Source organism: Cellulomonas sp. P24 (genome assembly GCF_024704385.1).
Classification (GTDB): Bacteria; Actinomycetota; Actinomycetes; order Actinomycetales; family Cellulomonadaceae; genus JAJDFX01.
The window spans coordinates 3,982,851-4,007,130 of record NZ_JAJDFX010000002.1; the positions used below are offsets into that span (position 1 = coordinate 3,982,851).

Annotated in this window: 22 protein-coding genes and 2 pseudogenes; 15 read left to right on the top strand and 9 right to left on the bottom strand. The window is 69.4% G+C overall.

Annotated elements, in window-relative coordinates:
- Window positions 1–11: 11 nt before the first annotated feature.
- The 6 genes from LJB74_RS18575 (at window position 12) to LJB74_RS18600 (ending at window position 5,138) form a co-directional block, all read left to right on the top strand.
- Window positions 12–1,259, top strand: coding sequence for a magnesium transporter MgtE N-terminal domain-containing protein (locus LJB74_RS18575; protein ID WP_255596441.1), 1,248 nt, complete (start codon window positions 12–14; stop codon window positions 1,257–1,259).
- Between the two features lie 6 nt (window positions 1,260–1,265).
- Window positions 1,266–1,847 carry a flavodoxin domain-containing protein gene (locus LJB74_RS18580; protein WP_168631442.1) on the top strand — a complete coding sequence of 194 codons (582 nt, stop codon included), beginning with the start codon at window positions 1,266–1,268 and terminating at the stop codon, window positions 1,845–1,847.
- Window positions 1,844–2,074, top strand: a complete 231-nt coding sequence (locus LJB74_RS18585; protein WP_168631441.1) for a hypothetical protein — start codon at window positions 1,844–1,846, stop codon at window positions 2,072–2,074. The genes LJB74_RS18580 and LJB74_RS18585 overlap by 4 nt, the downstream gene beginning before the upstream one ends.
- 244 nt (window positions 2,075–2,318) lie before the next feature.
- Window positions 2,319–2,915 (top strand): recombinase family protein, encoded by a 597-nt coding sequence (locus LJB74_RS18590; RefSeq protein ID WP_259309920.1) that lies wholly within the window; start codon window positions 2,319–2,321, stop codon window positions 2,913–2,915.
- Between the two features lie 7 nt (window positions 2,916–2,922).
- Window positions 2,923–4,323: a Mu transposase C-terminal domain-containing protein gene (locus tag LJB74_RS18595; protein WP_259309921.1), complete on the top strand. Its 1,401-nt coding sequence runs from the start codon at window positions 2,923–2,925 to the stop codon at window positions 4,321–4,323.
- Window positions 4,320–5,138, top strand: coding sequence for an AAA family ATPase (locus LJB74_RS18600; protein ID WP_259309922.1), 819 nt, complete (start codon window positions 4,320–4,322; stop codon window positions 5,136–5,138). The genes LJB74_RS18595 and LJB74_RS18600 overlap by 4 nt, the downstream gene beginning before the upstream one ends.
- A gap of 59 nt (window positions 5,139–5,197) precedes the next feature.
- Here LJB74_RS18600 and LJB74_RS18605 read toward each other — a convergent pair.
- Window positions 5,198–5,854, bottom strand: a pseudogene (locus tag LJB74_RS18605) (transposase); the annotation flags it as partial.
- A 282-nt stretch (window positions 5,855–6,136) separates the two neighbouring features.
- On the opposite strand from LJB74_RS18605, the gene LJB74_RS18610 reads away from it, so the two are divergent.
- Window positions 6,137–8,662: a bifunctional lysylphosphatidylglycerol flippase/synthetase MprF gene (locus LJB74_RS18610; protein WP_259309923.1), complete on the top strand. Its 2,526-nt coding sequence runs from the start codon at window positions 6,137–6,139 to the stop codon at window positions 8,660–8,662.
- Entirely contained in the window at window positions 8,659–9,972 is a 1,314-nt protein-coding gene (locus LJB74_RS18615; RefSeq protein ID WP_259309924.1) for an esterase family protein, read from the top strand. The genes LJB74_RS18610 and LJB74_RS18615 overlap by 4 nt, the downstream gene beginning before the upstream one ends.
- A 52-nt stretch (window positions 9,973–10,024) precedes the next feature.
- On the opposite strand, the gene LJB74_RS18620 is transcribed toward LJB74_RS18615, so the two are convergent.
- From LJB74_RS18620 to LJB74_RS18635, 4 genes are all read right to left on the bottom strand, one after another.
- Window positions 10,025–10,168, bottom strand: coding sequence for a hypothetical protein (locus tag LJB74_RS18620; protein ID WP_259309925.1), 144 nt, complete (start codon window positions 10,166–10,168; stop codon window positions 10,025–10,027).
- 100 nt (window positions 10,169–10,268) lie between these two features.
- The gene (locus LJB74_RS18625; protein WP_396125196.1) at window positions 10,269–10,487 is read right to left on the bottom strand and encodes a substrate-binding domain-containing protein; all 219 of its coding nucleotides are present in this window, start codon (window positions 10,485–10,487) and stop codon (window positions 10,269–10,271) included.
- A 109-nt stretch (window positions 10,488–10,596) separates the two neighbouring features.
- Complete coding sequence (locus LJB74_RS18630) at window positions 10,597–11,847, bottom strand: magnesium transporter MgtE N-terminal domain-containing protein (RefSeq protein ID WP_259309926.1); 1,251 nt, start codon at window positions 11,845–11,847, stop codon at window positions 10,597–10,599.
- A gap of 40 nt (window positions 11,848–11,887) precedes the next feature.
- Window positions 11,888–13,531 (bottom strand): NRAMP family divalent metal transporter, encoded by a 1,644-nt coding sequence (locus LJB74_RS18635; protein ID WP_259309927.1) that lies wholly within the window; start codon window positions 13,529–13,531, stop codon window positions 11,888–11,890.
- Between the two features lie 350 nt (window positions 13,532–13,881).
- Between LJB74_RS18635 and LJB74_RS18640 the strand changes: the two genes are divergently transcribed.
- From LJB74_RS18640 to ftsW, 4 genes are all read left to right on the top strand, one after another.
- Window positions 13,882–14,262, top strand: a complete 381-nt coding sequence (locus LJB74_RS18640) for a helix-turn-helix transcriptional regulator (protein WP_259309928.1) — start codon at window positions 13,882–13,884, stop codon at window positions 14,260–14,262.
- A gap of 126 nt (window positions 14,263–14,388) precedes the next feature.
- Window positions 14,389–15,180 (top strand): HEAT repeat domain-containing protein, encoded by a 792-nt coding sequence (locus LJB74_RS18645; RefSeq protein ID WP_259309929.1) that lies wholly within the window; start codon window positions 14,389–14,391, stop codon window positions 15,178–15,180.
- Between the two features lie 375 nt (window positions 15,181–15,555).
- Window positions 15,556–18,183, top strand: coding sequence for a magnesium-translocating P-type ATPase (gene mgtA, locus LJB74_RS18650; protein WP_259309930.1), 2,628 nt, complete (start codon window positions 15,556–15,558; stop codon window positions 18,181–18,183).
- 520 nt (window positions 18,184–18,703) lie between these two features.
- Window positions 18,704–19,954 (top strand): putative lipid II flippase FtsW, encoded by a 1,251-nt coding sequence (gene ftsW, locus LJB74_RS18655; protein WP_259309931.1) that lies wholly within the window; start codon window positions 18,704–18,706, stop codon window positions 19,952–19,954.
- A gap of 78 nt (window positions 19,955–20,032) precedes the next feature.
- Here the strand turns inward: ftsW and LJB74_RS18660 are convergent, their stop codons facing one another.
- The 3 genes from LJB74_RS18660 to LJB74_RS18670 form a co-directional block, all read right to left on the bottom strand.
- A complete protein-coding gene (locus LJB74_RS18660; protein WP_259309932.1) occupies window positions 20,033–20,533 on the bottom strand; it encodes a hypothetical protein in 501 nt (166 codons plus the stop codon).
- 36 nt (window positions 20,534–20,569) lie between these two features.
- Window positions 20,570–20,776, bottom strand: a complete 207-nt coding sequence (locus LJB74_RS18665) for a hypothetical protein (protein WP_259309933.1) — start codon at window positions 20,774–20,776, stop codon at window positions 20,570–20,572.
- 67 nt (window positions 20,777–20,843) lie between these two features.
- Window positions 20,844–21,503, bottom strand: coding sequence for a metalloregulator ArsR/SmtB family transcription factor (locus tag LJB74_RS18670; protein ID WP_259309934.1), 660 nt, complete (start codon window positions 21,501–21,503; stop codon window positions 20,844–20,846).
- A 102-nt stretch (window positions 21,504–21,605) separates the two neighbouring features.
- On the opposite strand from LJB74_RS18670, the gene LJB74_RS18675 reads away from it, so the two are divergent.
- From LJB74_RS18675 to LJB74_RS18685, 3 genes are all read left to right on the top strand, one after another.
- Window positions 21,606–22,130, top strand: a complete 525-nt coding sequence (locus tag LJB74_RS18675; protein WP_259309935.1) for an OsmC family protein — start codon at window positions 21,606–21,608, stop codon at window positions 22,128–22,130.
- 164 nt (window positions 22,131–22,294) lie between these two features.
- Entirely contained in the window at window positions 22,295–22,645 is a 351-nt protein-coding gene (locus LJB74_RS18680) for a DsrE/DsrF/TusD sulfur relay family protein (RefSeq protein WP_259309936.1), read from the top strand.
- 28 nt (window positions 22,646–22,673) lie between these two features.
- Window positions 22,674–23,849, top strand: a complete 1,176-nt coding sequence (locus LJB74_RS18685; RefSeq protein WP_259309937.1) for a cysteine desulfurase family protein — start codon at window positions 22,674–22,676, stop codon at window positions 23,847–23,849.
- A 74-nt stretch (window positions 23,850–23,923) separates the two neighbouring features.
- Here LJB74_RS18685 and LJB74_RS18690 read toward each other — a convergent pair.
- Window positions 23,924–24,133: pseudogene (locus LJB74_RS18690) on the bottom strand (mercuric reductase); the annotation flags it as partial.
- Window positions 24,134–24,280 lie beyond the last annotated feature (147 nt).

Genomic DNA, 24,280 nt, shown 5'->3' on the forward strand with positions numbered 1-24,280 from the left:
CGATGACCAGAGTGACCGAACCCCAGCCCGCCCCCACGGGCCAGCTCCCCGGAGTCTTGCTGCTGTCCGCACTGCTGCGCCGGACGGCCGTCGACGGTGCCGGTCACGGCCTGGGCCGGCTCAGCGACATCATCGTGCGCCTGCGCGAGGGCGACTACCCCGCAGTGACCGGCTTGGTCGCCCACGTCGGAGGTCGCGACCTTTTCGTCCCCGCCAACGAGATCCTCGCCTGGGACGACCAACGCCTCGAGCTCGCCTCGGCCCGCCTGGACCTGCGGCCCTTCGAGCGCCGCACCGGCGAGGTCCTGCTGCGCCGCGACGTCCTGGGCCACCGACTGGTCGACGTCGAAGAACCCGGCCTGGTGACCGCGCACGACGTCCGGCTCTCCCGCACCGGCGACGGATGGGCCGTCAACGCGGTCGACATCCACCCGCGGGGACTACTGCGCCGGCGAGGGGGTCACACCTGGCGCGACTGGTCGGGGTTCGAGGCCCTGATCGGCCACGACGGCTCATTGCCCGCACGCACACCGATGGGTGGGCTGCACCGGTTGAAGCCTGCCGAGCTCGCGGACATCATCGAAGACGCCTCCGACAGTGAGCAGCACGAGCTGCTCACCCGCGTCCATGCCCACCCCGAGCTTGAGGCCGACGTCTTCGAAGAGCTGGACGAGGACCAGGCCTCCGACCTCCTCGAAGCCCGCACAGACCCGCAGATCGCCGACATCCTGGGACGGATGCGCGCCGATGACGCCGCCGACGCGCTGCTCGACCTGCCCCAAGAGCGGCGCCTGAGCGTCCTGGGACTGCTCCCGGACATCCAGCGGCAGAAGATCACCGTCCTGCTCGGCTACCAGGAGACCACCGCCGGGGGTCTGATGAGCGTGGACTACCTGCTGCTGCCCGCCACGACCACCGTCGCGGAAGCGCTCGGTGCCGTCCGGGCGGCCACGCAGATGCAGCACGAGGCCATCGTCGTCGTCTTCTGCCACGACGAGAACCAGCACGTCGTCGGGGCAGTGGGCCTGGTCGCCCTGGTCCAGGGCGACCCGCGTGCCACGCTCGACGTGTTGGCCGAACCCGACCCCGTGCACGTGCACCCCGACGCCGACCTCACCGAGATCACGCTGGCCATGGCCGACTACAACCTCCTGGTCCTGCCGGTCCTGGACCACGATGACCACCTCATCGGGGTCCTGACCAGCGACGACATCCTCGAAGCCGCCATCGCACCCGAATGGCGCCGACGGCGCGGGTAGCGGGCGATGAACACGATCGACGGACCGATCCTCGTCGTCTACGCGAGCAGGCACGGGGCGACCCAAGCAATCGCCGACCGCATCGCCACCACACTCACCGGTGCAGGGCACCGCGTGGACCTGCGAGCGGCCCACGAGCGGCTCGACGTGAGCGACTACGACACGTTCGTCATCGGGAGCGCCATTCACGGCAACTGCTGGCTCAGGGACGCCTCGGACTTCGTCGACCGCAACATCGACCACCTAACTACGCGCCCCGTGTGGCTGTTCAGCAGCGGCCCCCTGGGCACAGACACAACAGACGCCGCCGGGCGCGACCTGCGCACGAGCTCGGTGCCCACGGATGTCACCGAGTTCTCCCAGGCGATCCACCCACGGGATCACCGAGTCTTCTTCGGCGCACTCGATGCCGCCACCCTGAGCGCGAGCGAGAAGGCAGTGCGCAGACTGCCCGCCCTGCGAGGACTCATGCCTGAAGGCGACTTCCGCAACTGGGCTCAGATCGAGGCATGGGCACGCGACGTCGCCGCGCAAGCACGACAACCCGACCCCCCTACCGGAAGGACGAAGCCGTGCCACGATCAGTGAGGGGCAACACCAACAACCACGACGAAGCAGTCCGGGCCTTCAACGACGCAGGCCAGGGAACAGACCCGACCGAGATTCGCATCGCCCTCGCGGTTGCCCAGTATCACGCGACCATGGCGACCTACGAGACCGGACTGCAGATCGCCGCCCGGCTCGACGCACTCACAACCCTGCTCGCCAGCGCCCCGATACCCACCGCGACCCCTGACGCCGACGAAGGCACTTGAGGACTGCGGCCCGGGCGCGGTCCCCACCCCCCCATGGGGCACACCCGCTGCCAGGTCACCGCCCGCGACTGACCTCAAGGCGCGTTATCGACATCCTCCACCGTTTCGCATTCGAACGTTTCCGCTACATCGGCGCCGGGGTCGCGGTGAGGTCCGTAGCGGCCCGGATCGCGTAGCGGAACTCAGTGCCGAAATCTACGGTTCGGAACTTCCCGGCGGGGATGAGTTTCGCTACGCTCGATCGATGGGGCATCTCCTGGGGTATGCGCGCGTGTCCACCGGTGATCAGGACGCGGCGTTGCAGATCGACGCCCTGAACCAGGCGGGGTGCTACCGGGTGTTCGTCGACACGATCTCCGGTGCGCTGGAGCACCGCCCCGAGCTGGACAAGCTGCTGGACCAGCTGCGTCCGGGCGACACCCTGGTCGTGTGGCGTCTGGACCGTCTGGGCCGCTCGATCCGGCACCTGATCGACCAGCTGCAGGCCCTGGCCGACCGCGAGGTGGGGTTCCGGTCGCTGACCGAGGCGATCGACACGACCTCCCCGGGCGGACGGCTGGTCTTCCACGTCTTCGCCGCGCTGGCCGAGTTCGAGCGCGACCTCATCCGTGAACGCACCAACGCCGGCCTGGCCGCCGCAAGGGCCCGTGGACGCACCGGCGGGCGCCCCGCGGCACTCTCGGCGGACCAGGTCAAGACCGCCCGTCGGATGTACGAGGGCAAGGATATGACCGTCGCCCAGATCGGCGACGTGCTCGGCGTCAGCCGCACCACGATCTACCGGGCGCTGAACCGTCAGCCCGCCACGAGTCCACCACGCCGGTCACCAAGCCCCGTGTAGGTGAGGGGTGGACGCGGACGGGCGCTGGCGGATCCTCAGGCTGCACGTCGAGGACCAGGTCCCGCTCGCCGTCCTGGCCCGCAATCACGGGATCGGTCTGCGCACGCTGGAGCGTTGGCACGCCCGCTACCGCGCGGCCGGGCTCGAGGGGTTGGGCCGGACCATGCGGGCCGACGCCGGCGGGCACCATCTGCCCGCCGAGCTCATCGCGCTGATCGAAGGTCTCGGGCTCGCCCGGCCTCGCCCGTCGGTCGCCGCGATCCACCGCGCGGTCGCCAAGGTCTGCGCCGGGCAGGGGTGGCCGATCCCTTCCTACGCGGTGGTGTGGTCGATCATCGGCGCCCTCGATCCGGGCATGGTCACGCTCGCCCTCGAGGGTCCAGCGTCCTACCGGGACAAGTACGAGCTCGCGCTGCGCCGGGCAGCCGACCGACCCAACGCGATGTGGCAGGCCGACCACACGCTGCTCGACATCCTGCTCGTCGGCACGGACGGCAAGCCGGTCCGGCCGTGGCTGACGGTCGTCATCGACGACTGCTCGCGCGCGGTCTGCGGGTACAGCGTCTTCATGGACGCACCCTCGTCCATGCAGACCGCCCTGGCCCTGCGGCAGGCGATCTGGCACAAGCCGGACCCCGGCTGGCCGATGTGCGGGATCCCCGACGTGCTCTATGTCGACCACGGGTCGGACTTCACCAGCGACCACCTGACGCACACCGCGATCGACCTGCACATCCGCCTGATTCACTCCGCCGTCGCCCGACCACAGGGCCGCGGCAAGATCGAGCGGTTCTTCGGCACCGTCAACACCGAGCTCCTGGCCGCCCTGCCCGGGCATCTGACCGGCGGGCGCCCGTGGCCCACGCCGGAGCTTTCGCTCGCCGAACTGGACGCCGCCATCAGGTCGTTCGTCGCGGACTACAACGACCGGCCCCACAGCGAGCTCGGCACCTCGCCCCGAACAGCCTGGATCGCCGAAGGATGGCTGCCGCGCATGCCCGACAGCCTCGAAGACCTCGACGGCCTGCTGCTCACCGTGGCCCGACCCAGGACCGTGCGCCGCGACGGCATCCACTTCCAAGGACTGCGCTACATCTCACCGACGCTCTCCGGGTTCGTGGGCCGGGCGGTCGTGATCCGCTACGACCCCCGAGACATCACCGAGGTCCGCGTCTTCGACCACGACGACTTCCTGTGCAGAGCGGTCGACCAGGCGCACCACGGCGAGCAGGTCAGCCTCAAGGAGATCCAAGCGGCCCGCAACGCCCGCCGTCGCGCCCTGCGCCAGGGCATCAACGAGCGCATCGCCGTCCTCGCCGACCACAGCGCTGCTCCCGCGCCTCGACCGCCGCGCCCGCAGACGTCACCAGCCTCGAAGCTCAAGGTCTACCAGGAGGACCTGTCGTGAGTGATCGCTTCATCGTCACCAAGGAACACCGCCGCTTCATCGAGTTCGCCGACGCCGTACGACACGGCCACACCATCGGCCTGTGCTTCGGAGCCGCCGGCGTCGGCAAGACCGTCTCGGCCCGCCGCTACGCCCACTGGGACAAGGCCCACGACCTGCTCACCAACTGGGGCCCCCGCGCCGACAGTGACGCCAAGATCTACTCCGCCCTGGCCAAGAGCCGAACCGTCATCTACACCCCGGGAGTACTGACCACGCCCCGCCTGCTGCGCGACGACCTCGACCAGGCCGTCGACCGGACCAACATCTGCATCGCCCAGCACCTCGAGATCCCCGGGAACATCCCGCTGGACCGATGGGGCACACGGCGCATCAAGAACTACGTCCAGCTCATCATCGTCGACGAGTCCGAACGCCTCAGCGCCACCGGCCTCGAACTGCTCCGCGACCGCTACGACCGCGACAACATCGCCCTGATCCTCATCGGCATGCCCGGCCTGGAGAAGCAGTTCAGCCACTACCCCCAGTTCTACAGCCGCGTCGGCTTCGCCCACCACTACCGCCCCCTGGGCGACGACGAGATGCTCTTCGTCCTGCAACGACACTGGCGGGCGCTGGGCAAGAGCCTCGACCCCGACGACTTCACCGACGCCCAAGCCATCGCCGCAATCACGCGCATCACCCGCGGGAACTTCCGCCTCCTCGAACGACTCTTCCCCCAGATCGAACGCGTCCTGAAGATCAACGAGCTGCACACCATCACCAACGACGTCGTCGAGGCCGCCCAGAGCACCCTCGTCATCGGCGTCACCTGACCTCGCACCGCCATCCAACAACCGCAGAACACCGCCACCTATCGGCGAAGGTCACAGGTCAGGTCCCGGAAGAACGCCAACCACCCGGCCCCATCCTCGGCGGTGGAGACGTCGATCCCGAGGATCTCGCGGTGCCCGTCGGCGTTGACACCGGTGGCGACCATGACGGCGATGTTGACCACCCGCCCACCTTCACGGACCTTGACCGTCAGGGCGTCGGCGGCCAGGAACGTGTAGGGGCCGGCGTCCAGCGGCCGGGTCCGGAACGCGTGCACCTGCTCATCGAGGTCGGCGGCCATGCGTGAGACCTGCGACTTGGACAACCGGGTGATGCCCAACGACTCGACGAGCTTGTCCATCCGGCGGGTGGAGACCCCGAGCAGGTAGCAGGTCGCGACCACGGACGTCAGGGCCGCCTCGGCCCGGCGGCGCCGCTCGAGCAACCAGTCCGGGAAGTAGGTGCCGGCGCGCAGTTTGGGGATCGCCACGTCCATCGTCCCGACCCTCGTATCGAAGTCGCGGTGCCGGTAGCCGTTGCGGGTGTTGGCCCGATCCGGGGTCCGGACGCCGTACTCGGCCCCGCAGATCGCGTCGGCCTCCGCACCCATCAGGGCGTCGATGAACGTGGCCAACAGGTCACGCAGCAGGTCAGGCCTGGCAGCGTTCAGGTGCTCGTGCAGGAAGCGGGCAGGCTCGATACTGGGTCCAGCGGTCATCGCATGCTCTTCTCTCGAGTCGACTTGGTAGGTCTCTCGAAGAATCACGCGGTGACCGCCTACACGTCTACGCCGACGCCCCGATCATGGCCGGGCTCACACACCGCTCTGCGGGACGCCACTCTGCCGCGAGGGGTTCGTCGGATGCGTGTGTCGCGGGCGGGCGGCCTTCGACGTGCCGCACGTGGCGCCCCGCTCTCTCTCGTCCTTGTTGTGGCGTTGTGGTTGGTTGGCGCCGGAACGGGAAGCCTTCAGCACGTTCCGCGGCATCTGCGGTCCGCTGTGCTCCTTGACGGGGCCCACTCGCTCGGCCACCCGACATCACTTGTCCTGTCGTTCCTGTGGGCACCGGGGATGATCGGTTACGTGTGGGGCACGGTCGTGCTGCTCACCTTGGGGGCATTCGCCGAGAAGCTCCTCGGCACCGGACGTTACGCGGTGGCGTTGGTCACCACGCACGTGGTTGCAGCCTCCATGGTGACCGTGTTCGCGCTGCTGGTGGACAGGTTCGACCCGGTCTGGGTGAGCGCGTTCCTGACCGTCCGGTACGGCGGACCGACCCTCGGCGTGATCGGGGCCGTTCTGGCCGCCAGCGCGGTGCTGCCGACCTTGTGGCGGCGCAGGGTCCGGGTGGGCAGCATCACGCTCTTCGCGGCGATGGTGTTGTTCTACGGCGGTGGCCTCGCGGTTCTGCTCATGGCGGCCGCGGTTTCCGGGCTTGTGCTGGGTCGCGTGTTTCGCGCTACCCGAGTGGATGCCGGTCCGGTGGGCTCGGTTCACGAGGCTCGCGTCCTGGCGTCGGTCATCGTGGCGGCCACGGCCATCGGGCCGCTGTTGGCGATGCTTACCCCGGTGCCCACAGGCCCGTTCTCGACGCTAGGGTTCCTCGTCGCAGACGTGCGCCGGGCTCGGCCGGACGCCGTCGCCCGGCTGTGTGCTCACGCTCCGGCCTCGGTCGGGTGTGCGCTGGGGAATCTGAACCTGCACCCGAGTGTCGGGGCCACCGTGATGGCATGCCTACCCGTTCTGCTCTTGCTGGTGGTCGCTGACGGGTTGCGCCGCGGGCGCCGCATGGCGTGGATGGCCGCGCTGATCCTCGAAGGAGTTCTCGCCGGTGTGGTGGTCGCGCAGTTTGCCTTGACGATGCTCGACGCGGGACCGGTCCTGCCGATCACCTACCTCTCGGATGAGCAGCCTCTGCTCCTGCTCACGCAGCTCGTCCTCCCGTGCCTGGTCCCCGTGGCGATCGTCGTGGTGATCCTCGTCCTGGGCCGAGGGCTGTTCACCGTTCGGGCGCCGAAGGGAACCTTCCGCTCGTTGAGCCGACGCATCGGTCTCCTGCTCGCCGGATCTGCCGGGCTGTACGTGGGCACCGGCCTGATGGTCGCAGATCAGTGGCAGAGCCCCCCCACCGTGTGGTCGTTGCTGACCGACGTCCCGCTGCGGCTGGCGCCCTTCGAACTGACCATGGGTGCGCTGGCCGACTCCGTCCCGACAGGCCCCCTCGCGCGAGTGCTCTTCGCTTGGCTTGGTGTCGTGTTCTGGGCGTGCGCTGTGGTGATCGTCGTGCGCTCGTTCCGGAGGATCGCGCCCGCAAACCAGTCCGATCGCGAGCGTGCCACCGAGTTGTTCCTCGAGCACGGCGGCAGCTCGCTCGCGTGGATGGGGCTGTGGCAGGGCAACGACTACTGGTTCAACGCCAGCGGTACGAGCTACGTCCCGTACCGCCTGATTCAGGGAGTCATGCTGACGATCGGTGACCCCATCGGGCCGCCCGGAGACCGCGCGGACGTCGTGCGCGAGTTCACCACGTACTGCGAGTCGATCGGGGCGGCCCCGTGCTTCTACTCCGCCTCGGCTGATCTTGAGGTCGAGTGCGCACGCCTGGGGTGGCACAGCGTGCAGATCGCTGAGGAGACCGTCCTGGATCTGGGGTCGTTGGCCTTCACCGGCAAGAAGTTCCAGGACGTGCGCACCACGCTGAACGCTGCTGGGCGCGAGGGCGTGCACGTCGAGTGGATCGACTACCACACCGCTCCGCTGGCCACCGTCGTCCAGATCCAGGCGATCTCGGAGGAGTGGGTCGGTCAGCAGAGGCTGCCGGAGATGGGATTCACGCTGGGAGGGCTCGAGCAGCTGAGCGACCCGAATGTGCGGTGCTCCGTGGTCGTCGACGACGCGGGACGCGTGCATGCGGTCGCGTCGTGGTTGCCGATCGTCGAGGCCGGGTCGCTCATCGGGTGGACGCTCGACTTCATGCGACGACGCACCGACGCGTTCCGCAACTCCAGCGAGCTGCTCATCGCACGCAGCGCACTGGACCTCCAGAACGAGGGGTACCGGGTGCTGAGCCTGTCGGGCGCCCCGCTGGCCCGCGTCGACCAACGAACGGCTCAGCCTCCTGAGGCGGCAGACGTGGTACCGGTGCCCGCTGCGCTGGACCGGTGGCTCGAGCGCCTCGGCAACCGGTTGGAGCCGGTGTACGGGTTCCGCTCGCTGCACCGGTTCAAGGCCAAGTTCAATCCGCAGTACCGCCCGATGTACCTCATCTACGCCGACGCCGCGTCACTGCCCGCCATCGGCCGCGCAGTCGCGCGAGCGTATGTTCCCGAGGCCTCCCTCGGGCTGATCGTCCAGGTCGCCCACCGGGTCGTCTTCGGACGCACACCCGTTCCCGGCCGTCGCCCTTCGCCCACCCTGCGGTCAACGCAGCAGGTCGCTCCTACGCCCCACCCCGACCTGAGGACACCCGCGATGCCCCACACGCCCCTCACGCATGAGCGAGCGATCGCAGGTCGCGCACGATGAGCGGGCCCACCGGGTTCGTGATGCGCATGCAGGTGCTGACGCCTGCCGTGCTGTTCACCGCGTTCGCGCTCAGCGCTGCGGTGGTGCTGACCCTGCTGTCTCGCCGCACCCCCCGGTGGGTGGTCCTGGCGACGAGCGCACTACTCGCGGGCGCGGCGACCGGGGGGCTGACGTTGTGGATCATCGAAGGGCCGGTCAACTACTTCGGCACGCCTCTGGGATGGAGCACCCGCTGGTGGGTCGTGGCGTGCTTCGCGGTGCTCGGCCTGGCTGTGGCCAATGCGCGACGCTCGACCCTGCGGCGCAAGATCGGGGCCGTGCTCGGTTCGTTCGTCGTCGTGACAACGACCGTGCTGGGAATCAATGCGATCTACGGACTCGACCCCACCATCGGCTCCCTACTCGGAGTCGCGACCGTCGCCCAGCTGGCGCTGCCAGCGCCCTCCCCGAGCCAGACCCTCACGGCGGTCCCCGATCCTTCGCTGCCCCTGTGGAAGACATGGACGGCTCCGGCCGGCATACCGGCGAAGGGCAAGATCGGCACCGAGGTCATCCCCTCAACGGTCTCAGGTTTCGCCGCCCGCCCCGCCGGGATCTACCTGCCGCCGGCCGCCCTGACGGCCCACCCACCCGCGTTGCCGCTCGTGGTTCTGCTGATGGGCCAACCGGGAAACCCTGACCCCCACGCCGTGGCCGCGGTCCTTGACCGGTTCGCGGCCGCGAACCAGGGCCTTGCCCCGATCGTGCTGGTCGCCGACCAGCTCGGTGACCCGACCGTGGACACCTTGTGCCTGGACACCGCCTTGCACGGCAAGGTCGAGACGTACATCAACACCGACGTGGTCACGTGGGCCCGCACCCACCTGAACATCCTCGCCGACCGCGCTGCCTGGACGATCGCCGGCTACTCCAACGGTGGCCAGTGCGCGATCTCCTTCGCAGCGAAGCACCCGCAGATCTGGGGCAACGTCCTGGACATCTCGGGCGAGAAGTACCCGGGTGCCGAGCACCCTGCGGACGTCCTGAAGACGGTCTTCGCCGGCAACCAGGCGGCCTACGACGCACAGAAGCCCGTCGTCATCCTGTCCCACCACCACTATCCGGACACCACGGCGATCTTCACGGCCTCGACGAACGACCCGATCTACATCGCCGCCGCAAAGACAGTCGCGGCCGCGGCGGCTGCCGCCGGCATGCACGTCACTCTCCACGAGATCCCCAACGGCGGCCACGGCATCGGCGCCCTGAACGGAGGTTTCACCGAGGGGTTCTCAGTGCTCTACCCCCGGCTCGGGCTGAGCCGGCCGTAGCCGCTCCCGGACACCCCGCCGACCGGCCGACCCACCGATCGCCCGGGGTCCGTCATCCCGCTGCGGCGCTCCTCCGGGGTGCCCAGCGTCGCAGCAGCAGGTAGAGCTCGCGGCCGAGGCACAGCCCGAATGCGGCGTTGTCGACGACGCCCTGAGACTGGCGACGGGACCGTCGGCTGACGCCGGTACCGGTCATCGTCGCGGTGCTCCTGCCTGGTTGCGGGCGTGGGGGTCGTGTCCGACGTGCCCCAGCGTGCCCATGTGCATTTGAAATCGGCATGCGGTGGCGCACCACGTCAAGGCCGAGACGTGAAGATTCTCACCGGGCGAACATCGAAGGCCCTGGCCGCCTTCGGGTCCTTGGCCGACGTCGTGACCGCAACGGGGTTCTCGATGAGGATCGTCTGCGCAGGGATCACGTAGTCGATCGGCTGGTTGGCCCGCTGGGCCTCGATCGCGTCGTTCTCGTAGGTGATGAGCACGTCACCAGTGCCGGCGACGAACTGTCGTTGCACGGGACCCGCCACGGTCGGCTTGCTGTGACTTGATCTCCTGCAGCCTCCGAGCGCGTCGCCGCCCCACCTGGGATCGGCCCCGTTGGCCTCTGTGACATGTGGCGACCAGTCAAGCGCGCCTGCGGCGCCAGTGCTCGGGGATGGTCGCTTCCAGGACGTCGTCGATGGTCAGGACCCCGATGAGGTGGTCGTCGTGGTCCAGGACTGGCAGGACGAGGAGGTTGTAGTCGGCCATGGCTGCGGTGATCTCGGGGAGGTCGGCGTCGGGGTGCACGTGAACCGGGTGGGGGTCGGCGAGGTCGCCGATCAGCGCGCGCGGGTCGTTCTGCAGCAGGGTGATCACGCTGACGGCGCCCACGGTGCGCCGGTCGTCGTCGTGGCAGAACGTGATGACGATGGCTTCCTGCTGCAGGTGGGTCGCGGCTGCGATGGCGCGCAGCGCGTCGGCGACCGTGGTGGTCGTTGCCACGGACAGATACTCGACGCTCATGAGACCACCGGCGGTGGCTTCTTGGTAGCCGAGCAGGATGGTGATCTTCTGGCGTTGGGTCTCCGGCAGGAGCCCCAGCACGTCCTGGCGGCGGTCCTGGGGCAGGTCGAGGAGGGCGTCCGCGGCGTCATCGGAGCGCATGCGTGCGAGCACGTCGGCGACCTGGGCGTCCGGGAGGGCTTCGAGCAGGTCGCTGGCCTGGTCTTCGTCGAGTTCTTCGAACACGTCGGCTTCGAGATCGGGGTGGGCGTGGACGCGGCTGAGCAGCTCGTTCTGCTCGTTGTCGGAGGCCTCTTCGATGAGGTCGGCGATCTGGGCCGCCTTGAGGTGGCGCAGCCCGCCGAGCCGGGTGCGCGAGGGAAGTGAACCGTCGTGGCCGATCAGGGCCTCGAAGCCGCGCCAGTCGCGCCAGGTGTGCCCGGTGCGGCGCCGCAGCAGTCCGCGTGGGTGGATGTCCACCGCGGTGGCGACCCAGGTCTGGCCGGTGTGGGTGAGCTGGACGTCGTGCGCGGTGACCAGGCGCGGTTGTTCGACGTCGATCAGCCGGTGACCCAGGACGTCGCGGCGAAGCAGGACCTCCCCGGTTCGCCGTTCGAACGGTCGCAGGTCCAGGCGCGCGGAGGCCAGCTCGAGGCGTTGGTTGTCCCAGGCGAGGATCTCGGTGGCGGGGATGAACAGCTCGCGCCCGCCGATCTCGGCGACCAGCCCGGTGACGATCGGGTAGGAGTCGTCACGCAGGCGCACGATGATGTCGCTCAGGCGTCCGAGGCCGTGACCTGCGCCGTCCACCGCGGTGCGGCGCAGCAGCGCTGACAGCAGCAGGGTGCCGGTCAGGTGGGGGGCCGGGTAAGGATCGGTCACATCGGTCATGGGGCTCATCCTTGTCGATGTCGGGCGGTCGCGGGAGCGGTCAGTGGCCGAGGGCGAGCTGGACGACCTTGACCACGACCAGGGCCGAGGCCACCAGCAGGTACCCGCGCAGGACCGTCAGGCCGGTGCGGTTGCCGGCGCTGAGGGTGGGCCGGGTCAGCATCGCGAGCGGGGGCATCCGCCAGGTGGCTCGGTCCCGGGCGGGTTCGGGCGCCTCGGTGGAGGCGGCGGGTGTGGCGTCCTTGGGGTGGCGTCCGCTCCAGGCCAGGTAGGCGCCGGCCGCGAGGCTCAGGGCGGTGCCCACTGCCAGGATGACCAGGATCTGGCCGGAAGTGATCTGTGGGAACAGCACGCTGGCGGTCAGGATCGTCGAGAGCATCACCAGGACTGCGATGACGGCGCCGGCGAAAACGTTCATGGCGCGCCCGTTGACCCACGGGCCCAGGACGCCGCGGTCGTTGCACAGCAGCAGCAAGAAGACGGTTGCTGAGGGCAGCAGGACTCCGGCGAGGGTCTGCACCCCCTCGGTCAGCAGGCCCAGCGGGCTGCCGGGGATGATGACGATCACCGCGGAGACCAGCAGGAGCCCGGCGAAGATCGCGTAGAAGGCCTTGGCCTCGGACGGTCGACGGTGCAGGGAGTGGTGCAGGCCGAGCACGTCGCCCATCGCGTAGGAGGTCGACAGCCCCACGGCTGCGGCGCCGATGATCGAGGCGTCGATCAGCGCGATCGCGAACAGGATCCCGGCCCAGTGCCCGGCCGTCGCGGCCAGGCCCTCGGCGATGCCCAGGGCGTCGGTGTAGTTCCCGTGCCCGGGGGTCCCGGCGAACGCGGCCGCGGAGAACGCCATCATCGCGACCGCGCCCACCACGACGAACACGATGCCGAGCCACAGGTCGACCCGCTCGTAGGGGATGAACCGCGGCGTGATCCGCTTGTCGATGATGTACGACTGCTGGAAGAACAGCTGCCAGGGCGCGACCGTCGTGCCGACGATCGCGATGATCAACAGCATCACCGTGGACATCTGCGAGCCGGCTGGCATGCCCGGGACCAGGAAGTCACGGGCGACCTGACCCATCGGCGGGTGGACGAGAAGGAAGATGGGGATCAGCGTCAAGGAGCCGGCGACCAGGAGCAGGCTGACGCGCTCGAACCGGCGGAACGACCCGGTGGACACCGAGGCGATGATCACCAGGGCCGCGGCGATGACCCCGGGGACCTTGGGCAGGCCCAGGTAGGTCAGTCCGAGGCTGATGCCGATGAACTCGGTGACGATGGTCAAGGCGTTGAGGATGAACAGGTCGATGACGCTGAACGCTCCCCAGAACCGCCCGTAGCGCTCCAGGATCAGCCGGGCGTGCCCGACGCCGGTGACGGCACCCAGGCGCAGCACCATCTCCTGGTTGACGTAGATGACGGGGATCAGCAGCAGCAACGTCCACAGCAGTCTCGTGCCGTAGTTCTGGCCCGCCTGGGTGTACGTCCCGAAGGCACCGGCGTCGTTGTCGCCGACCATCACGATCAGACCGGGGCCGATGATCGCGAGCAGGGTCTTCAGCCGCAGCGAGACGCGGTTGCGCGGGGCGACGTCACCTTGACGGATCGTGCCCAGCGCACCCCGGATGTCCCCGAGGTGCGCGCTGTCCAGGACGGCGTCGCGGTCCGTGGTGTCGTTCGTCATGAAGGGCTCCAAGCACGCGCGTGCGCGCCCGCCAGGGCGCCGCGAAGATCGGGCAGGCAAGCGTGACCGTGTCACGCGGCAACGTCCTGGGCCGTCAGGACGCGGGGGAGAAGTCCGTACCCGGTAGCGGGATGTCGCTACGCGCTAAGGCAATCGGGACAGGCGGCCGTGTTCGAGCGGCAGGGACGTGCGGGGCAGGCGACTATGTCCGGGATTCATGTCCCACACCCCCTCAGGGCCTGGCGCGAACACGGCGCGCAGTCGTCGCGATCAGCACGCGTGATCGACAGCGCCAGTACAGCGCCCCGACCCCTGGACTGTCAAACCATTGCGCAACTATGCTCATGGCGATGTCACCGAACAGGGGACCGATAAGCGAGGCGGCCGGACGGAGTCTGCCGGACCGTGACGTCCTCGATGACGCTGCCGAGGTCTTCCAACTGCTCAGCGCTCCCGGGCGGCTCCAGCTGCTGTGGGTCTTGTCCAACGATGAGGTGGACGTGACCACGCTCGTGAGCGCCGTGGGCGGGACCAAGGCCGGCGTCAGCCAGCACCCCGCGAAGTTGCGTCTTGCCGGATGGCTCGACGCACGCCGGGACGGACGACGCGTCCGATACCGGGTCGCGGACCCGCACATCGTCACGTTGGTCCACCAGGCCGTCGAACACGTCCTGGACCTCCGAGCCGGCCCGGCGCTGGCGAGCGCCCCACAGTCGCCCGATCGAGACTGAGACCCTACGCGCCAGGACCGCCCTCGGAGGGAGGCGCGAGATCCTCGGTTCGAAACGGTGGGACCGTACGCCGCTGATGGGCAGCAGGACACGTGTGCAAGGCCGATCGAGACAGGAAGAACCGACATGGCGCGCCGCAAGTCTCTCGACGTGAAGAAGTTGGCCGTCAAGGGCGACGTGGAAGGTCTCATCAGGGCGCTGAGCGGTGCGCAGGACTGGCATGCGCGTTTCGACGCGGCCGGCGCGTTGGGCGCGGCCGGTGACGCACGAGCTGTCGATGCGCTGATTCGTGCGATCGGCGACGAGGACCCGTTCGTACGCGTGGCCTCGGTCGGAGCTCTCGCGGAGATCGGCGACGCGCGGGCGGTCACGGCGTTGATCGGTGCGCTCAGGGGCGAGGATGCCCGGGTGCGTGAGCGCGCGGCCCGCGCCCTGCCACTATTCGACATCTCACCGATCGGCATTCTGGTCGCTGCGCTGGACGACGAGGACGGTCTGGTGCGCGAGCGCGCGGCGCGCACGCTCGAGGTCCTTGCCGACGAGCGAGCCGTCGAACCGTTGATCGCGGTGCTCGGCGACCCGGAGGAGCCAGTGCGCGACGGCGCGATCAGCGCCCTTCGAGCGATCGGTGCCCCGGCTATGGGGCCGCTGGTCAAGGCCATGGGCGACCAGAACCCTCGCGTTCGCAGGTTCGTCGTGGGCGCCCTTCCGGTGGTTGGAGGCCGCGAGGCTGTTCTGCCGCTGATCGACGCGCTCGCCGATCACGACGCCTCGGTCCGCCGGGCCGCTGCGAGAGGCCTGCACACCGTCGGGGACGTCCGTGCCGTCGAGGCGCTCACCCGTGCCGCCGGCGACGCGGACGCGACCGTGCGCCGGGTGGCGGCAAAGACCCTCCGAACGTTGACCGGCGCCGCCTAGGCCATCTCGGCCAACGGCCCGAACGTTGACGTGGGCAGCGGCCCGAACGAGCCGAGGACACGGCATCCCCGGCGCCCGGAATGCCGCAAGGGGCTAGCGTTCCAGGCAGCGTGCGTGAGTTGTCGCGCCGTCCAGGTGTGGGAGACCGACGATGTCGATCGTGCGAAGGGAGCTCGGCAGGTCGCCGGATGGGTTCCGACGGACCTCCGACGGTGCGCCGGAACCGGCCCGGCTCCGGCCGGTGGGGCGCGTCGCGGTCGCGCCTGTTCTTGCGTCCGTCGATCGGCCCGGCCGTGCTTCGAGGTGGGTTGCGGCGCGTGCACGCGCCGTCCCGCTGGGCACGATCTCGGCGGCTCGGGAGTGAGGGCTGTCTCAGTGTCGCCAACGCCAGCTGGACCAGCGGCCGGGATCCTCGCGGCCGCGGCGGTGCCAGCCGCCGACGTGGCGCGGGGACTTGGCGTCGTGGAGGCCGATGGTCTCAGCGGTGCGGAGGTCACGAGGCGCCGGGTGCTGTTCGGCCCGAACGCGGTCTCCTCGCATCGCGCCCGGCTGTGGCCCGTGCTCTGGCATCAGCTGCGCTCGCCGCTGCTCGGCCTGCTGCTGGTCGCGGCGGGTGCGTCGTTCGTCGTCGGCGAGCGGACCTCGGCCGTCATCATCGCGGTGATCGTCGGGCTGTCCGTCGGGCTCGGTTTCGGGAACGAGTACCGCGCCGAGAAGGCCGCCGAGGCGCTGCACTCCCAGATCAGCCACACGGCCGCGGTCATCCGCGACGGGCGTCCGGGGATGGTGGACGTGACCACGCTGGTCCCGGGCGACGTGGTCGAGCTCCGCCTGGGTGCGATCGTCCCGGCCGACATCCGGCTGAGCGAGGTGCAAGGGTTGGAGTGCAACGAGTCGGTGCTGACGGGTGAATCGCTCCCCGTCACCAAGAGCACAGACCCGGTGCCGCCCGGCACCCCGCTCGCCGAGCTGTCCGGGTGCGCGTTGATGGGCACCGTCGTGCAGGCCGGTAGCGCCCTGGGAGTCGTGGTCGCCACCGGAGCCCGCACGGAGTTCGGCGCGATCGCGGCCGGGCTGCGCACCCACCAGCTCGACACCGAGTTCCAGGTCGGGCTCGGCCGGTTCTCGCTGTTCTTGGTGTACGTGGCGGGCGCGCTGACCGCGTCGATCTTCGTGATCAACGTGGCGCTGCACCGGCCGATCCTCGACGCTCTGCTGTTCTCCTTGGCGATCGCGGTCGGGATCACCCCGCAGCTGCTCCCGGCTGTCGTCTCGGCAAGTCTCGCCGCGGGGTCGCGTCGGATGCTCCGGCGCAAGGTGCTCGTCAAACGCCTCGTCTGCATCGAGGACCTCGGTGATGTCGACGTGCTGTTCACCGACAAGACCGGCACCCTCACGCAAGGACGGCTCGCCTTCGACAGGGCGGTACCCGTGGGCGACACCACACCCGACGTCGTGCTGCGGTGGGGTCTGCTGTGCACCGAAGGGGGCGCGCAGGACGAGCACGCGGTCGGCGGGAACCCGCTCGACCAGGCGCTGTGGGAGTCGCGTGCCGCGGCCGGCGGGCGAGACATCCTGGCCGGTTACACGCGGCTGGAGGTGCTGCCGTTCGACCACGAGCGACGCATGGTCTCCGTGCTCGTCCGCGACCCGGCGGGCGAGCTGACCCTGATCACCAAGGGGGCGCCGGAGACGGTCGTCGATCGCTGTGCCGACGTGCCCGCCGCAGCCCAGACCCTGCTGGAGGCGGAGTTCGCGGCCGGCAACCGGGTCGTCGCCGTGGCGACCCGACCGGCCACCAGCGCGCAGGCGCCGACGCCCGACGACGAGCACGACCTGCACCTGGTGGGCCTGCTCGTTTTCCTGGACCCGCCGAAGGAGGACGCAGCCGAGGCGCTGCGCCGGCTCGCGGCCTTGGGCATCGCGGTCAAGATCGTCACCGGCGACAACGCCACCGTCACGGGCAAGGTCTGCCGCGACCTGGGGCTGGACGAGGGCGGCGTGCTGACCGGCGCGGACCTCGACGCGCTCGACGACACGCAGCTCGCTGAGGCGATCGCGCGCACCACGGTGTTCGCCCGGGTGACCCCCGAGCACAAGGCCCGGATCGTGCGCGCCCAACGACGAAGCGGCGGCGGGGTCGCGTTCCTCGGCGACGGGGTCAACGACGCCCTCGCACTGCACGCCGCCGACGTGGGGATCTCGGTCGATCAGGGCGCCGACGTCGCCAAGGATGCCGCCGACGTGATCCTGCTCGAGAAGAACCTGCACGTGCTCGCCGACGGTGTCGCCGAAGGACGCCGCATCTTCGCCAACACCATCAAGTACGTCCTGATGGGCACCTCGAGCAACTTCGGCAACATGTTCTCCGCGGCGGGCGCGTCGCTATTCTTGCCCTTCCTGCCGATGCTGCCGTCCCAGATCCTGCTGAACAACCTGCTGTACGACACGAGCCAGCTGGCCATCCCCACCGACAACGTCGACGAGGAGCAGGTGCGCCGCCCGGCACACTGGGACATCGCGTTCATCCGGCGCTTCATGCTCTACTTCGGACCGCTCAGCTCCGTGTTCGACTTCGGCACCTTCGCGATCATGCTGTGGGTCTTCCACTCCGGGGCCACGCAGTTCCGCTCCGGGTGGTTCGTGGAGTCCCTCGCCACCCAGACCCTGGTCATCTTCGCGATCCGCACCCGCCGCGTCCCGTTCTTCCGCAGCCACCCGAGCCTGCCGATCGTCCTCGCCGCGCTCGGAGTGGTCACCGTCGGCACCCTGCTGCCAGCGACTCCGCTCGCCCACACGCTGGGATTCGCGCCGCTACCTGCGGGCTTCTTCGCCGCGCTGGCGGGGATGGTCATCGCCTACCTCGCCCTGATCGACACGGGCAAGCGGATCTTCTACCGCGTCGCACCGGCCGTCGCACCCGCACCGCGGCAGTACAGCCACCACCGGCACGTGCGCCGCCGCGCGGCCTACTTCAGCACCGCCACCCACGCACCAGGCTGACCTGCACGCCGGCCGTTGACACAACGACACCGAGTCTCCGGTCACGCCGGGAGGTCTGAAGGAGGGCGTGGGCGTGGGAGTCGGTGCGCACCGGCTCGGCGGGGGAGCGCTGTCCGGCGTTCGGTCGATACGGGCATCGGGTGCGCTGGTCCTGGCGGTGACGTCTGGCCTGGCGGGGCGAAAGTCCACCGTACCGGGGCTGACTGTCAGGACATGTTGGGGCGACACGCGTCGAAGGTTCGGGCCGTCGTGGTCGATCCGGTGACACTTGTGCCGTGAGGATTCGTGCGGGCAGCGTGATTGCCCTGGTGGGGGACACCGTTGAGGCTTTCGCCGGTGGGCTCACCGGCAGGTCGGGCCCGGCCCCGTGTCGAGCTGATCGAGGTATCGTCGGTGGCCGTGCCTGGGCGGATGTCACTGGCATGCCGACGTGACACGCCCGGTGACCCAGGCACCCACGAGTGCCGGTGGTCAGCGAGTCCCACGCGTGGGTGGGTTCGCTGGTGCACCTCGCGATCCGGTGACCCAGCCGGATCGCGGCTGGCGTCTTGGCTCGTGGAACAGTGCGGTCACGAGCTACTACGTGCTAACCGGGGCGACGACGGTGTTGGTCGTCATCGGACTGGTGATGGTGCTGTCGAGCTCGAGCGTCGGTTCGCTGTCGGCCGGCCAGTCTCCCTATGCGTTGTTCCTCAACCAGGCACAGTTCGCGCTCATCGGCGTGCCCGTGCTGGTCGTCGCCTCACGGGTTCCCGTGGGGGTCTTCAGGCGGGTCGCCTGGGTGCTCTTGGGGGCGTCAGCACTGTTCCAGCTCGCGGTGTTCGTGCCGGGGGTTGGTACCTCGGTTCAGGGCCATCGGAACTGGATACGGCTGGGCGGGTACTCCGCGCAGCCGTCCGAGGTCGTCAAGCTGGCCCTGGCGATCTGGTTGGGGGCGGTACTGGCGCGTAAGCGTCCGCTCCTGCACGACTGGAAGCACGCCCTCGTCCCGGTCGTTCCGGTTGCGGGCGCCATGATCGGTCTCGTGCTGCTGGGACATGACTTGGGAACGGCGTTGGTCATGTTCATCCTGGTCGCCGGTGCGCTGTTCGTGGCCGGACTCCCGCTTCGGATCTTCGCGGTCGCCGGCGTGCTGGCGGGGCTGGCGGTGACCGCGCTGACCATGGCCAGCTCGAACAGGGTCGGACGGATCTTCTCCTGGCTCAACGACACCTGTGACGGTCAAGGCGCCTGCTACCAGTCCAAGCACGGCATATGGGGGTTGGCGACCGGGGGCTGGGCCGGGCTTGGCTTGGGTGACAGCCGACAGAAGTGGGGCTACCTGCCCGAACGGCAGAACGACTTCATCTTCGCGATCATCGGCGAAGAGCTCGGCCTGATCGGAACGCTGCTCGTTCTCGCGCTCTTCGTGCTCATCGCACTCGCGATGGCGCGAATCATCCGCCGCCACCCCGACCCGTTCGTGAAGGCCGTGACCGGGGCCATCATGTGTTGGGTCATTGGGCAGGCGCTGATGAACATCGCCGGTGTGATCGGACTGGCCCCCGTCATCGGGGTGCCCTTGCCGCTGGTGTCGGCAGGGGGCTCTGCGCTGATCGCGACGCTGGCCGCGATGGGGGTGGTGATCTCCTTCGCGCGCACCGAACCGGGCGCCGCGCAGGCGTTGGCCGCGCGACCGAGTGTGATACGCCGATCGCTTGCCGTGGTCGGTCGTGCCCGATTCGCGCCCCTCGTGCGACCGGCACCCCGAGGACGAGCAACGGGGCGATGAGCAGGGTTCGCTGAGGTGCGGCGAGCCGACAGGGGGCCGTCTGGGTCGCGACAGGGGATCCAGGCGGGACCAGGGCTGCTACTTGAGGATGTTCACAGCGCGGGCGATGACGAGCGCGGTGGTGGACAGGGCGATCGCGCTCTGGGCCGACATGAGGCCCTTCGCCCACCGTGGCAAGGGCATCGTGTCCGTGGGTGAGAACGCGGTCGCATTGGTGAAGCTGACATACAGGTAGTCCCCGAAGCGCGGTTCCCAGTGCTCGGAAGCGAGGTGGTGCTGGGTCATCTGCGGGAACAGGAAGTCGGGATACGGGTTGAGGGCTGCCGCACGGGCGAAGGGTCCGCCCCGGTCCAGCTCCCAGTACCAGATGCCGAAGGCGATGATGTTCGTCAGGTAGATCGCCACCGCCGATGCCAGAAGGGGTGACGCCTGGTTCCCCGCTGTCCCGTTGATCAGGCCCATGTCGAGCAGGAGCGCACTGAACCCGTTGTCGAACGAGATGATCGCGACCAGCAGCAGGCTCAGGTATCGGCCTATCGGGGTATAGCGGGTGCGCCGCGTCGGGCTGAGGGCGATCAACGTGGCCAGCAGCGCGATCTCCAGCGAGGGCAGGAGTCATCTCGGGTGGATCAGCGTGAACTGTTGGGAGAGCAGGAGCTGCAAGCTGGCGGCGACGAGGATCGCCAGCGCCACCGGGATGCGGCTCTCATGAGCGGTGGGCCTGAGCCACGCCGGCAACGCGCGAGGATCCAGCCAACCCCGCGGTGAGGGCGCTGGACCACTCGGCGCGGCCAGGTGCGCCTCATCGCCGTTCTTGCTCATCGCCGCAGTGTGGCACGGAGGCCTTCCCCACGTGATGACGCCACGTGGGTCAGTGGGTAAGGGTTGGCTAGGACGCCACGGTGCGTCCGGCGTCGCGCCACTGGGGGTAGCCACCCTCCAGGCGTACGGCCTGGTAGCCGGACTCTCGCAGGCGGGTGACGGCGGTGGCGGCCATGACGCAGTAGGGCCCGCGGCAGTACGCGACGACGTTGGCGTCCGGTGGTAGCTCGGTCATGCGCGTGGCCAGGTCCGCGACGGGGATGTTGACGGCGCCCTCGACGTGACCGGCGGCGAACTCGCTGGGAGGTCGAACGTCGACCAGGACGACCTGCCCGGTGCGGGACATCTCGTCGAACTCGGTGAATGTGACCGGTCGGGTGCCGTCGGCCGCCCGGAAGAACGCGTCAGACAGGGCGGTGACCTCGGCGATGTGCTGCTCGGCAAGGGCGACCAGGGTGCGGTAGCCGGTCTCCACTGCCGGGTCGGCCAGGCGGTACACCCGGGAGGTGCCGTCCACCCGCCGGGTGACCAGTCCGGCCGAGGCGAGGATCTGCAGGTGCCGGGAGGTGTTGGCGAGGGTCGAGGAGATCTGCTGGGCCAGGGAGTCCACGGAACGCTCGCCCTGGGACAGGACGTCAAGGATCTCCACGCGCTTGGCGTGCCCGAGGGCGGCACCGATGCGGGCGAAGTGAGCGAACACCTCGTCCTTGAACTGACGGGCTTCCACGTCGCCTCCTCAATTGACACCTTGAACAGTACGCCGAGGCAACCGGCGGTCTGGTATCGTCTAGTATTCAATGGATTACTTGAATTACGGACGGAGTCGCGGATGAGGAAGAACAATCTCGACCTCGGGGTGCTGGCGGGCGTCGTGGAGCGCGGCCGGTCCGACCCCGGCGCCTTCACGATGCACAAGCGTGTCGACGGCGCCTGGAGCTTCGCCGCGGGCACCCCCGCCTTCACCGCGTCCATGGCCCATGGTGACCGGACGACCGCGCTCAGCGTGGACGTGGCCCCCGGGTTCGGCGGCGCCGGCCTGGCCCCGGACCCGCTGCAGTACATGCTCACCGGCCTGGGCGCCTGCTACGCGGCGACCGTGGTGACCGTGGCCGCGATGGAGGGTGTGGACCTGACCGGACTGAGCGTGGTGGCCGAGCAGGATGTTGACGTGGCCCGCGTGTACGACATGGGCGACCGGCCGCTGATCGAGCAGATCACCGTCACCGTGACGGTCGCGACCGACGTCGACGACCAGACGCTGGCGCGCTGGCAGCAGGCCGCGCGCGAGAAGTGCCCGTTCGCGTTCACCGTCATCAACGCTGTCCCGCTGCGCACGGTCGTCCAGCGCGCCTAGCCCGCGAGCCACGACCGTCACGAACCCGCGCGACGTCCTGCCGCGCGGCGCCGACCGGAACGGCTCAGCCCCCGCGAGCGGCTCCGCCGGCGCCACGACGGCCCGAACACCTCCATCCCCACCATCGCCGACCGCTCGGTCACCGACCCGAAGGAAGCACCCCCGTGAACGTCCTGATGATCATCAACGGCTCCGCCTACGGCCTGGACTCCACGTTCAACGCCATCCGGCTGGCCGGTTCCCTGTCCAAGCGCGAGGGCGTCGAGCTCACCGTGTTCCTCATGGGCGACGGTGTCACGGCCGCCATGAGCGGGCAGAAGACCGCCGACGGCTACTACAAGCTCGACCGCATGCTCGGCACGGTCACTCGCAACGAGGGTGAGATCTTGTGCTGCGGCACGTGCATGGACGCCCGCGGCATCCAGGAGCCCATGCTGATCGAGGGCTCACGCCGCTCCACGATGGAGGAGCTGGCCGACCGTACGCTGGCGGCCGACAAGGTTCTGGTCTTCTAGGCGCTGAACGGATCGGGGGTCGCTGCGCATGAGCGAACAACATCCGGGGTTGCGCGACCGTCCGATCTACCTGGACTACAACGCCACCACCCCGATCGACCCGCAGGTCTTCGCGGCGATGACGCCGTACCTGACCGTCGAGTTCGGCAACCCCTCCAGTGACCACGCCTACGGCCAGTCGGCGCACCGTGCCATGGACCAGGCCCGTTCGGCGGTCGCTGCGCTCGTCGGTGCGGCAGCGTCGGAGATCATCTTCACCGGCTCCGGCTCGGAGGCCGACGCCCTGGCCATCCGCGGCGCTGTCCTGGCCGCCCGTGCGGCCGGAACCGACCACCCGCACGTCATCACGCAGGTCACCGAGCATCCGGCCGTCCTGGCCGCCTGCCGCGACCTTGAGGTGCTGCACCACGTCGCCGTCACCTACCTGCCCGTGGACGCAACCGGGCGCGTGGACCCGGGCGCCGTGGAGGCGGCCATGACCCCCGACACCGTCCTGGTGTCGATCATGCATGCGAACAACGAGACCGGGACCATCCAGGCGATCGCCGACATCGCGACCATCACCCGCGCCCGCGGGATCCTCCTGCACACCGATGCCGCGCAGTCGGTCGGCAAGATCACCGTCGACGTCGACGACCTGGGTGTGGACCTGCTCACCGTCGTCGGGCACAAGATGTACGCCCCGAAGGGCATCGCCGCCCTGTACGTGCGCACGGGCGTGCACCTGCACCCCGTCGTCGCCGGCGGCGGGCAGGAGCACGGACTGCGCGCCGGCACCGAGAACGTCGCCTACGCCGTCGGGCTCGGCCGAGCCGCCGACCTCGCCGTCCAGGCTCTCGCCGGCGGTGAGACCGCACGGCTCACGGCCCTGCGCGACCTGCTCGAGCAACGGCTGCGCGACCACCTGCCCGGGCGTGTGCACCTCAACGGTCACCCGACCGAACGCCTGCCCAACACTCTCAACGTCCGCATCACCGGCGCCCCGGCTCTCGCGCTGCTCGACGCCATGCCAGCGGTCGCGGCATCGGCAGGCTCGGCCTGCCACGCCGGACGAGACGAACCCTCACCCGTGCTCACCGCGATGGGACTGCACCGGCAGGACGCGCTGTCCGCTCTGCGCCTGTCGCTGGGGCGCTGGTCGACCAGCCGGGAGATCGAGGCGGCCGCAGCCGCCATCGCCATCGCCACACCCGGACCGTCGTGACACCACCTGTCATCGCCCGTCAGCGGCGGCCGCGCAAGGCGTCTCTAGCGCCGAGCCGGTGAGCGATATCGGGGTCAGGCGGCGCAGCAGGAGAGCTTGGAGACGTCGGTGGCGAAGGACTGGGCGGCGATCTTGATGTCCTCGGCCATCGTCAGGTAGGGGCTCCACATGCCGGCGACCTGCTGGACGGTCATGGCGGCCTCCAGGATGGACACGCCGGCGAAGGCAGTGATCCCGACGATGCGTCCGGTGTCGGCGTCGGCGAGGATCTTGATGAATCCGCGGTCCCATTCAATCCTCGGGGACTTCGACCTCACCAACCCCGCACCCAACTCACCGGCGAGCGGTGTCCTCACCGGAAGTCCCACCCGATCACTCGTCGTGTTCTATCGCGACCGATCAGGTCGCGCGCCCCGGAGCGGCGCTCCACC

What these genes read in the sequence shown, in the direction of transcription:
- LJB74_RS18580 (WP_168631442.1), top strand. Translation starts at nt 1,266, where the DNA reads ATGAACACGATCGACGGACCGATCCTCGTCGTCTACGCGAGCAGGCAC.
- LJB74_RS18590 (WP_259309920.1), top strand. Translation starts at nt 2,319, where the DNA reads ATGGGGCATCTCCTGGGGTATGCGCGCGTGTCCACCGGTGATCAGGAC.
- LJB74_RS18615 (WP_259309924.1), top strand. Translation starts at nt 8,659, where the DNA reads ATGAGCGGGCCCACCGGGTTCGTGATGCGCATGCAGGTGCTGACGCCT.
- LJB74_RS18620 (WP_259309925.1), bottom strand. Translation starts at nt 10,168, where the DNA reads ATGACCGGTACCGGCGTCAGCCGACGGTCCCGTCGCCAGTCTCAGGGC.
- LJB74_RS18630 (WP_259309926.1), bottom strand. Translation starts at nt 11,847, where the DNA reads ATGACCGATGTGACCGATCCTTACCCGGCCCCCCACCTGACCGGCACC.
- LJB74_RS18635 (WP_259309927.1), bottom strand. Translation starts at nt 13,531, where the DNA reads ATGACGAACGACACCACGGACCGCGACGCCGTCCTGGACAGCGCGCAC.
- LJB74_RS18640 (WP_259309928.1), top strand. Translation starts at nt 13,882, where the DNA reads ATGTCACCGAACAGGGGACCGATAAGCGAGGCGGCCGGACGGAGTCTG.
- LJB74_RS18645 (WP_259309929.1), top strand. Translation starts at nt 14,389, where the DNA reads ATGGCGCGCCGCAAGTCTCTCGACGTGAAGAAGTTGGCCGTCAAGGGC.
- LJB74_RS18665 (WP_259309933.1), bottom strand. Translation starts at nt 20,776, where the DNA reads ATGAGCAAGAACGGCGATGAGGCGCACCTGGCCGCGCCGAGTGGTCCA.
- LJB74_RS18675 (WP_259309935.1), top strand. Translation starts at nt 21,606, where the DNA reads ATGAGGAAGAACAATCTCGACCTCGGGGTGCTGGCGGGCGTCGTGGAG.
- LJB74_RS18685 (WP_259309937.1), top strand. Translation starts at nt 22,674, where the DNA reads ATGAGCGAACAACATCCGGGGTTGCGCGACCGTCCGATCTACCTGGAC.